General features: G+C 69.3%; 11 protein-coding genes, 1 tRNA gene and 4 pseudogenes. 6 read left to right on the top strand and 10 right to left on the bottom strand.

Going from position 1 to position 14,314, the window contains the following annotated elements; genetic code table 11:
- Positions 1–226, top strand: a 226-nt coding sequence (locus tag IE244_RS39845; RefSeq protein ID WP_308436314.1) for a BRCT domain-containing protein, incomplete at its 5' end; no start/stop codon positions are given.
- A 526-nt stretch (positions 227–752) separates the two neighbouring features.
- On the opposite strand, the gene IE244_RS39850 is transcribed toward IE244_RS39845, so the two are convergent.
- From IE244_RS39850 to IE244_RS39865, 5 genes and pseudogenes are all read right to left on the bottom strand, one after another.
- Entirely contained in the window at positions 753–1,745 is a 993-nt protein-coding gene (locus tag IE244_RS39850) for a right-handed parallel beta-helix repeat-containing protein (protein ID WP_191878469.1), read from the bottom strand.
- A gap of 583 nt (positions 1,746–2,328) precedes the next feature.
- Positions 2,329–2,490: a hypothetical protein gene (locus IE244_RS42560; protein WP_229854832.1), complete on the bottom strand. Its 162-nt coding sequence runs from the start codon at positions 2,488–2,490 to the stop codon at positions 2,329–2,331.
- An 8-nt stretch (positions 2,491–2,498) separates the two neighbouring features.
- A pseudogene (locus tag IE244_RS42565) lies at positions 2,499–2,837 on the bottom strand (zinc ribbon domain-containing protein); the annotation flags it as partial.
- Between the two features lie 99 nt (positions 2,838–2,936).
- Positions 2,937–3,578 carry a carbonic anhydrase gene (locus IE244_RS39860; RefSeq protein ID WP_191878471.1) on the bottom strand — a complete coding sequence of 214 codons (642 nt, stop codon included), beginning with the start codon at positions 3,576–3,578 and terminating at the stop codon, positions 2,937–2,939.
- A gap of 222 nt (positions 3,579–3,800) precedes the next feature.
- Complete coding sequence (locus IE244_RS39865) at positions 3,801–4,142, bottom strand: MerR family transcriptional regulator (RefSeq protein WP_191878472.1); 342 nt, start codon at positions 4,140–4,142, stop codon at positions 3,801–3,803.
- A 1,057-nt stretch (positions 4,143–5,199) separates the two neighbouring features.
- Between IE244_RS39865 and IE244_RS39870 the strand changes: the two genes are divergently transcribed.
- Positions 5,200–5,273, top strand: a tRNA-Met gene (locus tag IE244_RS39870).
- Positions 5,274–5,532: 259 nt separating this feature from the next.
- Complete coding sequence (locus IE244_RS39875) at positions 5,533–6,060, top strand: helix-turn-helix domain-containing protein (RefSeq protein ID WP_229854808.1); 528 nt, start codon at positions 5,533–5,535, stop codon at positions 6,058–6,060.
- A 143-nt stretch (positions 6,061–6,203) separates the two neighbouring features.
- Here IE244_RS39875 and IE244_RS39880 read toward each other — a convergent pair whose 3' ends face one another.
- Positions 6,204–6,575, bottom strand: coding sequence for a fic family toxin-antitoxin system, toxin component (locus tag IE244_RS39880; protein WP_191878473.1), 372 nt, complete (start codon positions 6,573–6,575; stop codon positions 6,204–6,206).
- Positions 6,572–6,829 carry a hypothetical protein gene (locus tag IE244_RS39885; RefSeq protein ID WP_229854811.1) on the bottom strand — a complete coding sequence of 86 codons (258 nt, stop codon included), beginning with the start codon at positions 6,827–6,829 and terminating at the stop codon, positions 6,572–6,574. Before IE244_RS39885 ends, IE244_RS39880 begins: the two co-directional genes overlap by 4 nt.
- Positions 6,830–7,416: 587 nt before the next feature.
- On the opposite strand from IE244_RS39885, the gene IE244_RS39890 reads away from it, so the two are divergent.
- Positions 7,417–9,528: a HelD family protein gene (locus IE244_RS39890; protein WP_373305834.1), complete on the top strand. Its 2,112-nt coding sequence runs from the start codon at positions 7,417–7,419 to the stop codon at positions 9,526–9,528.
- Positions 9,529–10,073: 545 nt separating this feature from the next.
- Here IE244_RS39890 and IE244_RS39895 read toward each other — a convergent pair.
- Positions 10,074–10,772, bottom strand: coding sequence for an SDR family oxidoreductase (locus IE244_RS39895; RefSeq protein WP_191878474.1), 699 nt, complete (start codon positions 10,770–10,772; stop codon positions 10,074–10,076).
- Positions 10,773–10,932: 160 nt separating this feature from the next.
- Between IE244_RS39895 and IE244_RS43325 the strand changes: the two are divergent.
- Positions 10,933–11,282: pseudogene (locus tag IE244_RS43325) on the top strand (IS5 family transposase); the annotation flags it as partial.
- A 63-nt stretch (positions 11,283–11,345) separates the two neighbouring features.
- Here the strand turns inward: IE244_RS43325 and IE244_RS39905 are convergent.
- Positions 11,346–12,043: pseudogene (locus IE244_RS39905) on the bottom strand (transposase); the annotation flags it as partial.
- 149 nt (positions 12,044–12,192) lie between these two features.
- On the opposite strand from IE244_RS39905, the pseudogene IE244_RS39910 reads away from it, so the two are divergent.
- Positions 12,193–12,390, top strand: a pseudogene (locus tag IE244_RS39910) (methylmalonyl Co-A mutase-associated GTPase MeaB); the annotation flags it as partial.
- Positions 12,391–12,433: 43 nt separating this feature from the next.
- On the opposite strand, the gene IE244_RS39915 reads toward IE244_RS39910, so the two are convergent.
- Positions 12,434–14,053 (bottom strand): exo-alpha-sialidase, encoded by a 1,620-nt coding sequence (locus tag IE244_RS39915; protein WP_191878475.1) that lies wholly within the window; start codon positions 14,051–14,053, stop codon positions 12,434–12,436.
- Positions 14,054–14,314: the final 261 nt, after the last annotated feature.

Raw genomic sequence — 14,314 nt, forward strand, 5'->3', positions numbered from 1 at the left:
CGTCACCGACGCCATGACAGGAAACCTGGAACGGCTCACCCGCAACGAAATGAACGAACTCATCGAACGGGCCGGAGGGCGCTCCTCCACCAGCGTCTCCAAGAAGACCACCCTCGTCGTCGCCGGCGAAGGCGCCGGTTCCAAGCGGGCCAAGGCCGAACAACTCTGCATCCGCCTCACCACCCCGGACGAGTTCGCCACCCTCGTTGCCGACCTCCTCACCTGAGCCGGACCAGAGCGTTGCGCCGGATGCCCGCGGCGGCCATAAGACGTTCCCAGTGATCGACTCGCCGTCCGCGCCTCCAGCCCCAACAGCTGCTCAGCTTGAGCCGTCGAGCGGGGCTGGGACCGCGCGACGCCCGAAAGCGTGGGCTGGCTGTCTCGCTGGGTGGCTGATGCTGCGCCTGACGTACAGGATGATCGACATGACGTTCGGGGCGTTCGCCCTGGGAAAGGTGGACCTGCGGATGCGCCGGTTTGTGTGGGCCCGGGAGTCTTCCACCGGGTGACGGCGGATCCCCGCGAGGTGGCGCCCTCAGTGGTGCGCTATGGCCCGTCGACTGGGTGGGGATACCGGTCGGCAGGCCGCACTATGCATGGGCTGCCAGGCACCCTGTATGCGTGCTGCGAGCCCCGACAGCGCGCCGATACCGGACCCCAGCGTCGAAGAGCCCCGGCAAGTAGGCCATGCCGAACATGCCGGGGCTCGTGCTGGGCAGCGCTGACCCGTGGAGAGAAGCAGAGGATCGAGGTCAGCCGGTACACCCGGGGACGGACCCGGGCGGGGCGCAGTTGTCCGGAGTGTTGTCGAAGACTCGTGAGCTGTTCAGAGTGACTTTAGGTGTCCCGAAAATAGAAACGGTGTAGATCCCTCCGCCGTCGGTTCCGGCGTTGTTGTGGTCCACCGTGGAGTTGGTCAGGGTCACTGGGCCGCCGATGTTGCGGATGCCACCGCCGAAGCGAGTCGCAGTGTTGTGGCTCACCTGCGACTGGCTCAGCTGGTACGTGCCGCCTTCATTGTCGAGGCCACCAGCTGCGTCTGCGTTGTTGTGGTCGACGGTGGAGTTGTTCAGCTTCACTGTGCCGAAGCCGTTCGTGATGCCACCGCCTACACCGAGATGGGTGTTCGCCGTGTTGTGGCTCACCCGTGACCCCGTCAGTTGCACACTCCCCCCAGAGGTCGTGATGCCAGCGCCGTTGTTCGCGGTGTTAGCGCTCACCGTTGAGTTGGTCAGTGTCACCGTGCCGCTGTTGAAGATGCCACCGCCCTGGTTATCCGCGGTGTTTGCGCTCACCATGGAGCTGGTCAGTGTCATGGCACCAAAATTGTGGATCCCGCCGCCGCCGTTCCCGGCATTGTTCATCACCCTGGAGCCGGTCAGCGTTAGCGTGCCACGGTTGGTGATTCCAGCACCCTGGAAAAAGTCGCTGGTGAAACCATGAGTGACGGTGAGGTTGGTCAGCTGGGCTTGGACCCCAGCGGGGACGTTAATGGCGGTGCCAGCGTGGTTGCCGTCGAGGACTGCGTCGATGCCGCTGATGGTCAGGTTCTTTGTGATGGTGAAATTTCCAGTGCATCGGCCGGTCACCAGCAGCGTCGATCCGGGGGCGGCATTGTCGATCGCAGTCTGGAGGTTTTGGCCCGGGCAAGTCACCGTCGTCACCTGGGCCGCCTGGGCCGGGAGCGTGCTGACCGGGCCGGCCGCCGATGCCATTGCCGCCACCGTGGCCGCGGCGGTCAGCACCCGTCGGCCCCGCGTCGCTTGGACTGTACGCAGAGACATCGTGCTCCTCGTGCACTCATCGGGCCTTGGCCCGCCTGTCTCGCAACATAGATAAGAAGATCAGCCCAGCCGGACGCCACACGGTCAACGTCCCCCAGACAGCCGGAGCTACGACCGGGATGGGGCAGCGGTTAGCCGTTTTCGTGGTGGAGCCCCGGCGATGAGCACGGGAGCCTCCTGCTGGCGTTCCAACGTGCCCGTTGGCCCTCCTGCGCGGCAGGTGGTCGGCCGATGCAACCGGGGACGGAGCCGGCCCCGCCGCGCAGGTGAAGTACTTGACCAGTCTTGGTCGGCCACCCTTAGCCCTGTCGGCTCCCGTCGTCATCCTCGTCCAGGTCGAGTGCGACCGGATCGCGCAGCGGGCGCAGTGCGACCATCAGCTCCGGTTTCGGCCGCTTTCTTTGTCCGCGGCCGACCGTCCCTGCGGTGTAGGTGCCCCGCCGACGGGGGAAAGGCGGGGCAGGACCAGTGTCACAGCCCACACCCCGCCCCGGGCGGCATGCGCCGCACCCGCGCTTCCCGATGGCCGAGTCCGTGCGCTCGTTCAGCCCTCCTGCCGCCGGCCGAGGGAGGCGGCGAGCCGGGCACACTGCTGCTCTTCCTCGGCCATGACCTCGGCGAGGATCTCCCGGCCGAGGTAGCCGTCGACCGCTTCTTCGCGGCGTTCACGTCGGCATGGTCGCGGTGTCCGCGGTGGGCTTTGCACCAAAAGACCGCTTGGCTCTCGCGGTTTGTCTCGGTGACGAAGCCACAGGTGGAGCACCGCTGCGACGGGTACGCGGGGTTGACCTTCACCACGCGCGTGCCCGTGTACCGGGCGGCGTTGGTCAGGGCGAGTTCGAGGCGGTGCCCCCCTTTATCCAGGATGGCCCGGTTGAGCCCGGCCTTTTGACGCACGTTCCGGGCGGGCTCGGCCACGGTGCCACACGCGCTGGCGGACATGTTCTTGATCCGCAGGTCTTCGAGGACCACCAGGGCGTTCTTCGCGACAATCCGGGCGGCGGTCCGCGCGTAGAAGTCCCCACGCCGGCCGCGAGCGCCTCCCGCTGCCATGGGAGGCGGCCACCACCAGCACCGGGCCCTCCGGCCCGCGCCCCGCCTTTGCTCCTCCGAGCGCGGCACATGACCCTGAGCAGCCCCGGCCGGGACCGGTCAGGATGCGGCGGGGACGGCCGCGTCGAGGCCGCGGGAGGCAACGAGCTGCGCACTGCCGTCGGCTAGGCGGTAGCACAGGCCCACCACGGCGGCCTGGCCGGCCGCGACCTTCTCGGCGAGCACCCGGGAGCGGTCCAGCAGCAGGTCGACGGTGTGCCTTATGTGCTCGGCGAGGATCTCCTCGGGCTCGACTCTTCCAACGGCCCGTGCTGCCAGCACGCTGGGGGTCACCCGTTCGACGACGTCCCGCACGTATCCGGCGGGTGTCATGCCGTTCTCCAGGGCGGTGCAGGCTGCGCCGACCGCGCCGCACGAGTCGTGGCCGAGAACTACGACCAGCGGGCAGCCCAGGACGTCCACGCCGTATTCGATGCTGCCCAGCACCTCCGGGCCCATGACGTGGCCGGCGGTGCGCACCACGAATAGGTCGCCCAGGCCTCGGTCGAAGACGATCTCGGCCGCCAGCCGGGAGTCGGAGCATCCGAACAGCACGGCGAAGGGCTGCTGGGACGGTGCGATCTCGGCGCGGCGGACGGCGTCCTGGTTGGGGTGCTCGGGGGCGCCGGTGACGAAGCGCTCGTTGCCGACCAGCAGCAGGTCGAAGGCCTCGGTGGGAGTGGGGGTCGGGATCTCGGTCATGGCCGCAGCGTACGGTCATGCCCCCGACCGTGGCGCTTGGTGGCGGGCTTCTCGGTGTCCGCTCCTCGGGCATCGCTGTCAGGCGCCGGGCGAGGCCGGCTTCGGGCCGGACCGTCTCAGGGAGGTGTGACGGTCCAGCCTCGGGCTGACCAGCTGGTCGGCGTGGACCTTGCCGATGTCCGGCAGCGACTTGAGCAGGCGGCCTGGGACCGGCGGCCTGCTTCAGGCTGAGGTCTGCGACTGTGACTCGTCGCCCAGGCGTAGTTGCTCGTTGATGCGCCTGGCTTCTTCGAGTTGGTCTTCGAGGATGACGATGCGGCAGGCGGACTCGATGGGGGTGCCCTGGTCGACGAGTTCGCGGGCGCGGGCGGCGATGCGCAGCTGGTAGCGGGAGTAGCGGCGGTGGCCGCCCTCGGAGCGAAGGGGGGTTATCAGGCGGTGTTCGCCGAGGGCGCGGAGGAAGGCGGGGGTGGTGCTGAGCATCTCGGCGGCCCGGCCCATGGTGTAGGCGGGATAGTCGTCATCGTAGAGATTGTCGACAGGACGGGGACTGGCAGGGGGCATAGACCTCTTCTTCCAGGGGACGCGTCGGGGGGCCCGGGTGCCGTACCGGCACCCGGGCCCCGAGCTTTCAACACCATCTACCGGCAACCCGTGCCGGCCCTCTTTGTCCGCAGGTTCCGCCTGGGAGGGCGGGGCTGCGGGGATCGCGTATGTGTGACCGGGGACCACCTTCCAATCCGGGGCCTGCGGTACCCGGGCGGACTTCTTCCTCGCCCGGGCGATCCTGATGGCGTCCTGCTCCTTACCTTCGGTTACTCGGTTGTACTGCTGGATACCGCGGGTACTGCTCGCGACCCCCCGAGGGGCCGCGTCCTGCTTGGCCTGCATGCCCGGCAGTTCATGTCTGCCGTGCCTCATCGACCTCTTGAGTACAACAGAAACGGTATCCCTACGACGGGGCAATGTCTACTGTGACTGCAACAGATTTCGTTCACCGTCGATGCATGCAGTTCTTCCGTGATTACACCTGGAAGAGTGATGTCCCCGGGTGACTCCCCGCTCGGCGGGCACACCCTGTACCTGGCGACACAACTGATCCAGGGCGGGGTGGTGGCACATGACCGACACGCAGACGGCGCACGCAGGCCGCCAGGGCACCTGTGGTTGTTGAGGGTGACAGCCCCGCCGGAGTCCCTCACACTCGTGACGTCGCCCGCCCCTTCGCCAAGGGTCTCGAACCGACTCCGATTGCGGGGACGGCCGAGACCCTTGCCCTCGTGGTCTCCGAGCCCACCAGGGCCAGGTGGCCCTGCGCCGTGAGATTCGCGACGGGTTTGCCAAGGTCAACGACCGCTTCGGTGCACTTGAATGGACCAGAACCAGGCGCAGATCGTCGAGCTGCTGACGGCGCTGGCGGGCAGGAACTCGAACGCAAGCTGATCATCTTGGTGGTGTCCACCGCCCGTCACCACCCTGGGACGTGGAGGGCGCTGCTTCCTGCGAATCTTCGCCCTTGGTTACGCAGCGTACGGCGCGAGGACGCTTGCGGAGCATGCCGGTGTCAGAGGGTTTGGATTTCGCCCTCTAGCCGTGCCCGCATGTAGGGTGGGCGAACCGACGCGGGGTGGAGCAGCTCGGTAGCTCGCTGGGCTCATAACCCAGAGGTCGCAGGTTCAAATCCTGTCCCCGCTACTACCAGCGCCCGGCCCCTCGACGCCATGTCGAGGGGCCGGGCGCATGTCGAAGCGCTGGCTAAGCGGTCGATGCTCGAAGTCCTTCGGGGGTTGACCCGAGAACCCGGTTTTCGGCGAGACCGAGGGCGGTGCCGGGGGCGGTGCCCATGACGTCGCAGGATACGAGGACGGGTGCGGCCTGGTGTCGGCCCGTTCCCCGTCGCCCCCGAAGGATCGGTCGCTTTCCTCCTGCGCCCCTCGCCTCCGCCGTGCCCGTCGTGCCGACCGCCTCCGAGCGCCACCGGCTGAAGAGGATGGCCTACGGCCACAGGACCCCGCATCAGGCCCGGCAGCGGGCAACCATCGTTCTGCTGGCGGCCCGGGGGCGTCCCAACGCCCGGATAGCCGCGCAGACACGGCTGCATGCGGACACGGTGAGCACCTGGCGGGGCCGCTTCGCCGCTGGAGGCCTGCCCGCCCTCACCGACCGTAAGCGGTCCGGCCGGCCGGTCTCGTTCACCGCGCTGCAGGTTGCCGAGGTCAAGGCGCTGGCCTGTCAGTTACCCGCCGGGACCGGCGCGCCGCTATCTCGTTGGTCGTGTCCGGAGCTGGCCCGGGAGGTGGTCGCCCGGTCCATCGCCGACTCGATCTCCCCTTCCACCGTGCGGCGCCGGCTCAAGCAGGACGCGCTCAAGCCCTGGCGGTACCGGTCCTGGATCTCCGTGCACGACCCCGCCTTCCGGCCCAAGGCCGCGCGCGTGCTGGATCCGTACGCCCGCTCCTTCGACGGCGTCCCGCTGGGCTAGGACGAGTACGTGATCTCCCCGACCGAGAAGACTTCCTGCTCGTTGGGCGGTCAGGTCGGAGTGCTTCGACAAGCAAGACGACGACAGGTAGTCGTTCTTCAAAGAACGATCGGAGAGGACCGCATCCCCTCGGCGCAGCCGGTTCAGGGCTTCCACGTGCGGAGCATGGCGGCGATCCCGGCACCGGTGGAACGCGGGCTGTTCAACTCGTGGGCGAGCGCGGACAGTTGCTCGCGGGTCGGGTTGACCGGGATGTTGCTGGCTTCGAGGTACATGACGGCGACGGCGCAGGCGACGGTCAGGTTGGAGCGCTCCAGCCAGCGGCAGCGGCCGAGGGTGTGGATCAGGGCCGCAGCGCGGGCGTAGGGGCCGTCATAGACGGGGCGCTCGAGGAGTTCGCCGCGGTGGCGGGCGACCGCGGCGACCGGTACGCCGTAGTCGTCGACGCCGGGGTCACGGTGGCCGGCCCGTTCGGCGACTTCCAGGATCCAGGACTCGTCGACGTGCAGGATCACGCGGCGGCACCCGGCTGCGGCTGGGCGTAGGGGGCGTCGAGCTGCTGCTCCAGGTCGTCGAGGAAGGCGCCGTGCTCTTCGATGAGGCGCTGCGCGGCGGCCATGCCGGCGGCGCGGGCGCCGGTCGTGTCTTCGATGATCAGCCGCTCGACGTAGCGGTTGAAGTCCAGGCCGCGGGCGGCCGCGGCGTCCTTGCCTGCGGCGAGGACGTCAGGTTCCAGACGGACCTGGGTCTGCTTCTTCGGGGAGACCATACGCAGAGGGTAGCAGGGTGGTAGCAGGGATGGTGTTCCTGCGCCCGGTCATGTCCGATCGGCGCTTCCGCCCTCTCGGTCTCCGTCGTGATGCGGGACCTGCCCGGCTGAGCGTCTATGAGCTGTTCGGGGAACCGGTGGTGCGCAGCTGGCGTGCCGCTGCCAGCCGGCAGTCGGACGGTTCGCAGGATGACCACCCGGACGGGCGGTGCGGCAGGCCGATCCCCCGGCGGTCCGGGTGGCCCGCCAGGACGGTGGCCGTCCCCGCACCCGGCCCGAGGTTGGTGCCGCTCGAACGGCGGTACCTACGCGCCGATGAGGACGGTGTCCGGGGCTGGCTGGGTGAGGCGGTCTGGGCCGGGTCTGGTGGCATGGCAGCGAAGTGCTGAGCGTCGTTGAGCTCGAATCTCTTCAGGCCGGGATCGAGCCCGGCCTGCTCCTCATGTCCGACGGTGCCAGAAGGCCGCCCAGCCCTGAGCCGTGACGGCGGACCGGCCGCGTCGGCTGACTCGAACAAGTAAGTCAAGCCTTACTTTCATAGGAATGTGGCTGCATAGTGGAGGGCCGAGTCGAGAGGAGGGCCGCTGTTGCCGCAGTTCAATAGGGATGCCGCAGGACAGGTCGAGGTGGAGCAGGCCCACGTGGCCGCTATGTACCGGCTGCTCGATGAGCGATTGGCGGATGCACGGGCCCAGCTGGCGGATGTGCTGAGGTCGTCGACCGACAGCGCGGGCGAGGTGTACGCGCGCGATGTCGCCGCGGAGCACCTGGCACGTCGGATTCGCGGGCTGGAGGGGGCCGAGGAGGGGCTGGCATTCGGCCGGGTCGATGGAGCGGACGGAACCGTCCTGCACATCGGACGGCTCGGCCTGCGGGTAGGTGACCGGGACCTGCCGCTGCTCGTCGACTGGCGAGCGGACGCGGCGCGGCCTTTCTACGAGGCGACGACCGTCCACCCCATGGGGCTGCGGCGCCGGCGTCATCTGCGGGTCGAGGGCCGTGCGGTACGTGCGGTGAGCGACGAGCTGCTGGACGGATCGTCGGCTGCAGTCGGCGACATCGTCGGCGACGGTCCGCTGACGGAAGCGCTGGAGGCGCGGCGCACGGGGCGGATGCGTGCGGCGGTGGCCACCTTGCAGGCGGAGCAGGATGCGATCGTCCGGTCCCCGCATCGGGGGGTGACGGTGGTGCAGGGCGGCCCCGGTACAGGCAAGACCGTGGTTGCGCTGCATCGGGCGGCGTACGTGCTGTACGCCTTCCCGGGAGCGGCCGCGCGCGGCGTCCTGGTGCTCGGGCCGAACACGCGGTTCCTCGACTACGTTTCCCAGGTGCTCCCCTCGCTGGGGGAGAACGACGTGCTCCTGGCGACGTGCGCGGAGCTGGCCGGGGTGGAGCCCGCAGCTGTGGAGTCGTTCGATGTCGCGCGCCTCAAGGGGAGTTCCGCACTGGCCGAGGCGCTCGCGGACCTGGTGCACTCCCTGCAGGCACCTGCCGGCGCCTTCGTGGTCCGGGCGGGTCAGCAGTCGGTCCGGCTGGAGCGCGGGGAAGTCGCGGCGGCGCGGGAGGCCGCGCTGGCGAGCGGTCTGGCGCACAACCCTGCGCGGGAGGTGTTCAAGGAGCACCTGATCGACGCGGTCACGGATGCACTGGAGCGCGGCGCCGTCGAGGCCCTCGAACAGATCGACGCCGAGATCGCCGAGAGCACGGGCATGGATCTCGATGCCGCGGCCGAGGCCGATCTGCGGGCTCTCGGCTTCGACGATGCACCGGCCGCAGATCCGGCTGACGCGTTCGACGCGGACGCCGTCCGTGCGGACCTTTCGGGCGACGCCCACGTCGACGGTGCGGTGGAGTCCCTCTGGCCTCGGCTGACGCCCGAAGTGGTCGTACGGGACCTGCTGGCAGACGCTCGCACGTTGGCGAGGCACCTGCCCTCGCTCGCCGGCGACGAACGGTCCCGGCTGGTGCGTTCGCCTGATGCCGCGTGGACCGATGCCGACGTACCGCTGCTGGATGAGGCGACGGCCCTGGTGGACGGGTTGCCGGAGCGGTCGTTCGGGCACGTCGTGGTCGATGAGGCCCAGGAACTGACCGGGATGCAGTGGCGGATGGTGATGCGCCGGTGTCCGGCCAGGTCGATGACGCTGGTGGGTGACTTCGCCCAGGCGGGCCCTGCCACGGCGGCGAGCGACTGGTCCCAGGCGCTGGGCCCACATCTCGGCAACCGGTTCTCCCTGCACACGTTGACCGTCAGCTACCGCACCACCCAGGAGATCCTTGCGACCACCCACGGCCTGCTGGCGCGGATCGCCCCCAGTCAGACGCCGAGCCGGTCGATCCGCCACGGCGATCCTCCCCGTCACCTCACCGCCTGCTCGCACTCCGTCGCCACCACCGTGGCCGGGGAGCTTCGGGCGCAGGCGGCATCGCATCCGGACGACCTGCTCGCCGTGATCTGCGCGGACGACCGGGTCGAGGAGTTGGCGTGCGCGGATGTAGCGCGGTGGGCCCGCCTCGTGCCGGCTTCCGAAGCCCGCGGGCTGGAGTTCGACGCGATCGTCGTCGTCGCCCCGGAGGAGATCGCCGCGGCCCGTCCCGGCGGCGAGCGGGACCTGTATGTCGCCCTCACGCGTGCAACCAAGAGACTGTGCACGATCGCCGTAAACTCGGCGTCACAGCACACCTCAGGACGCCTCTGATGGACGCTCGGAGCTGGTACCTCGACGGGCTGCCATGGCGGGCCATCCCAACCCCGCTGACGCCGGAAGGGCGTCGCAGGTTAGGCCTCACCGGTCTGGTCCGCCTGGTGTCGGCTTCACGGCGACGCTGATCGCAGAGCCGTACACCTGGTCTTCACCGGGTTCGTGGGCGCGGCTGCAGTGGCCGGTGCGGATGCGGCCGGCTCATGCGCGGGGGAATACGCCGACGATGCCGAGACCAGCGGCATATTGGAGGCGCTTGACCGGGCCCTTGCCTGTCCCAGCGGATACGTGAGCGACTTGATCTTCTGTCCCAAGAACCGGAATCCGACAGCGGCAGAGGTGGTCGATCAGGCTCTGGCCTACCGGCCCCTTGGGTTGTGAGATGACCTCAAGTGAAAAGCCAGATGATCAAGGCAACGGCGGTAACGGTGCTCAGGAACGGCGCGGGGTGGCGGCCCAGATCGGAAGGTGCCCCGGCCCGCGCGACACCATGCTTGGCGGTGCCAAAGGCACCTCCCCGTACGGCCCTTGGGAGCTCTACCTCAGCCAACCTGCCCCGTCGGCCGCATCGTGATGTGGTTGATGTCCACGCCCACGGGCTGGTTGATGGCGAACACAATCGCGTCCGCGATCTGCTCGGCGGTCATCGTGGCGGCTGCCTCGGGGGTGCCGCCGCGGGCGTGCCAGAAGGGGGTGTCCACGATACCGGGGGCGACGACGGTGACGCCGACTCCGTCCTGGCCGACCAGGAGGCGGGTGTTCTCGGCGAGGGCGTGGGCGGCCCACTTGGTGACGGAGTAGAGGTTGCCGGGGGTGTGGCGGACGCCGGCGACCGAGCCGACGATCACGATTCGGCCCTTGGAGGTCCTCAGGTGGGGCAGGGTCTCCTGGATCAGCAGGGCGGGGCCCAGGACGTTGGCGAGGATCATGGCGCGCATGTCCTCAGGGGCGTGGGTCTCCAGGTTGCCGGGCAGGGAGAAACCAGCGTTGGCTATGACGTTGTCCAGCTGGCCCCAGGTGTCCAGCACGTGGCGGACGGCGGCGGCGACGTCATCCGCTTCGCTGGCGTCGCCGGTGATCGTCAGCAGCCGCTCGCCCGCCCCCACGGTGGTGGCGAAGGCGGCTAGCTTGCCCGCGTCGCGTCCGGTGACGGCCACGCGGTGGCCCTGCTTGAGCAGGGCGCGGGCGGTGGCGGCGCCGATTCCGGTCGAGCCACCGGTGATCAGCGTGACGGGGTCCATGGGACGGCCTCCTCGGCGACGGGGTCATCGGGGCAAAGCGCCTGCACTATACCCAGCGATCTTCGACGCTCGCTCCTGGATTTCTCCGACGGCTCCGCTCCTGACTATCCATCAGGAGTCAGGCAGCGCCCTGCCGATCAATTGAGTCGTTGATGGGAATGTGGGACATGGGGGTGATCTGACTGACGCCCAGTGGGAGCGACTTGAGCCGCTCCTGCCAGTGAGCAACCGACGCTGTGGCCGATGGCGGGACCATCGGCAGGTAGTCAACGGAGTGCTGTACCGGATCCGGACAGACGTGCAGTGGCGCGATCTGCCGGAACGCCACGGGCCGTGGAAGACGGTGCACGAGCGGCATCGCCGCTGGTCAGCGGCGGCACCTGGAAGTTGCTCCTCCAGTGGGTCCAGGCCGAGGCTGACGCGGCCGGCGACATCGACTGGGATGCGTCCGTGGACTCGAGCTCCGTTCGAGCCCACCAGCACGCGGCCGGCGCCCGGCTGGCGCCGCCACCGCGTCCCAAAGGGGCCTTTGGCAAGGCGGTCGGGAACGCTCGGATCCGGGCGGAACCGATCGACCTCCAGCCAGGCGGCATTGACGTTGAAGTCGCGCGAGGGAAAGCGGCCGAAGCCGGTGGTCTTGCCGCATCGGATGTGGTCCTCGACGCATGCATGGCCGTGGTGACGGACCTCCGGGAACTGTGCGGGGCCGCCATCGGGGTGATGGGTATCGGTGAGGAAAACCTGATGACGCAGGCCCTCGTCCTGGTCGAACAGGGACAGCTGGGCTCTGGGGTGTGGCCTCTCCCGGCGCACGTTGATGCGGGTGCCGGCCGGGTAGCCGTCCAGGTCGACCATGCAGGTCAGCTCTGCGACCTCGGCGCCGTCACGCAGTGTCCCGTCCTGGTCCAGGCCGGATGCCAGAGACGGTCGGGCATGGCCCGAATGGCGCGACGGACCGGCCCGGTGATGGCGCATCCGACCGAAAAGTAGGTACGGATTCCTCGTTTACGCGGCTCGCGGACGTGGGCGAGGAATGTCTTCGCGGATCCGGCGCAGTCGGCGCGGATGAGCATGTCGGTGCCGTAGCGGTGCGCGTCGGGGATCTGGGCGAGTGCCTGGTCGAGCACCGTGATGTGGTCGCTCGCGGTGTTGGCACCGGCGTTCCCGGGCCGCAGCCGGCCGGACAGTGCCTCGCCGGTGTTGGCCAGGAAGCACAGCAGCGGGTGGTAGCCGAAGCCGCCCTTGTAGGTGGGTGCGGCCTGCTGTTTCTCCCGAACCGTCGGCACTGACCTGGATCTTGGGACGCAACCCGATACCCTGCACGTAGAAAGTGCCCTCCGCCTGGACCGACAGAACCCCTCAGCAAGGTTCATCGTCCCAAGTCAGGAAGGCACTTTCGCGTTTCCGCCTCAACAGTCGCCGTACCCCACCGAAACGGCGAGGCCAGCAGGTCGACCGGACCTGGTCGATGGTCCGCGACGAACTCCTGGGCCGCCTGCACGCGAACACCGCGGTACGCGAAGCCGCCCCCGGCCTCGAACAGCACGCCAGGGACGGCACGTTGACGGCGACACGGGCGGCGGAACAGATCCTGCGGGCGTCCGAAGGCACCGACTAGCGGCGCCTTCGGTATCGGCCCGGTCAGGGGCGTCCGGGCCGGTTCAGCCCACGGTGAGCGGGCCGGCCGTGTACAGGGCCTCGTCGAAGGCCTGGCCGGTGGTGGGGGCCCTGCCGACCGGGAACGCGGAGACGGCCCGGCCACCGACGATCGAGGTGGAGATGTAGTCGCCGACCATGCGGCCCTGGTTGGTGTTCGCGATCTGTGAGAGCGGGAACGGCCCGGTCAGCGCGGTGGCGGTGGTCCAGGTGGCGCCGCGGTTGGCGGAGGAGATGTAGCCGACCTGGAGGCGGCAGGTGGTCGAGGTGCAGTTGGCGGACGGGTAGAAGTAGTAGTGCAGGCCGATCCGGGTGGTTGTTCCGGATGTGGTGCGGTCGACGCCGAGGCCGGGGAGGAAGTGGTCGACGCCGCTGGTGGTGGAGTCGATCGGGACCCGGGTCACTCCGGACCAGGTGACGCCGTCGGTCGAGGTGGAGTAGACGATGTCGTTGGCCGTGCAGTTCGCGCGGAAGCGGCAGTCGTGCCACGCGACGAAGATCCGGTTATCGCCGCTGACCTCCGCTGAGGCGATTCCCCTGGGTGCCCGCAGGCCGCCGGCGACGGTGTGGGCCTGGACGGAGTGGACGAACGAGGTGCTGCTCCAGGAGGCCCCTCCGTTGGTGGAGTTGAAGGCGCGGATGGCGCTTCCGTTGGCCGAGTAGGGAACGACGACCTTGCCGTTGGACTGGACGAGCGGCTGTCCGGCGAGGCCGCTGGGTGAGCCGGACGGAGCGACCGGCGCCGACCAGGTCAGTCCGCCGTCGGTGGAGGTGCTCATCAGGATGCGGTTGCCGGAGGAGACGTTGTCGACCTCGATGTAGCAGCGCCCGTAGAACGGGCTGGTGGGGGTGTTGTCGCAGGTGATCCACGGCTTGTCGTAGTTCGGCCCGTTGAACCCGACCGCTCTGACGGGGCTCTGCCAGCTCACGCCGCCCGTGGTGGAGCGGCTGACGGTGACTCCGGCGCCGGTGATGCCGCTGGAGGTCGAGTTGAGGGGCAGTCCGGCGACGAGCCAGGTGGCGTGCCGGGCGTCGTAGACGACCGACGGGTCGGAGACCCGGGAGAAGGCGCCGCCCTGGTAGACGGTGATGCCGGGGATGGTGCCGTGGGTCCAGGTGACTCCGCCGTCGGCCGACCGGGCCCAGCCGAGGCCGGATGCGCCGCCGTTGAAGAAGCGGCCGTTCTGGGCGACCGCGATGACGGTGTTGCCGGAGGCGAAGGTGTCGGGCTCCACCACGGTGGCGTGCTGGCTGGTGCTGTTGGTGAAGGGGTCCGTGTCGATCCGTGTCAGGGCGGGCGCGGGGGTGAGCTGGACGTCGTCGAAGCGAGCGGAGGTGGGGGCACCCCGGTGGTCGGCGTCATGGCTGACCAGGCGGAGGGTGGAGTCGCCCTTGGCGTGGCTGGTTCCTCCGACGCGTGCGGCGTACGTGCTGCTGTGCGCGCCGGAGCCGACCACGGCGGTGGCGCCGGCCGAGGTCCAGCCGGTCAGGTTACCGGTCTCGAAGCCGCCGTTGGACACGGCGGCGGAGGCCGGGGGAGCCAAGAGGACGGACGGGACGGCGAGGGCGGCCGTGGCGGCGAGGCCGAGGAGGCCGCGGGTACGCAGGGTCTGTAGCGAATACACGAGCGGATCATCAGGGTGGCGCGCTGCGACACGGTGAGCGACACACGCGCACGTCCCCCGTCCGGGCGGGGCGTCCGGGGCCCTTTCAGGGGACTGTCCAGGTCGAACGGGCCGTATGTGCGTCGGGTGTCGGTCCGTCTTGTCGGCCCGTCGGGCGGCCGTACGGTGCCACAGGGCCGTCGGCGGCGGGTCGCCCCGCAGGTCGAGGCCGGCCAGCAGGGTGCGCAGCGGCAGTTCGCCCGTTCGGGGGACAGCCCGGCG

The organism is Streptomyces filipinensis (assembly GCF_014649495.1).
GTDB classification, from domain to species: domain Bacteria; phylum Actinomycetota; class Actinomycetes; order Streptomycetales; family Streptomycetaceae; genus Streptomyces; species Streptomyces filipinensis.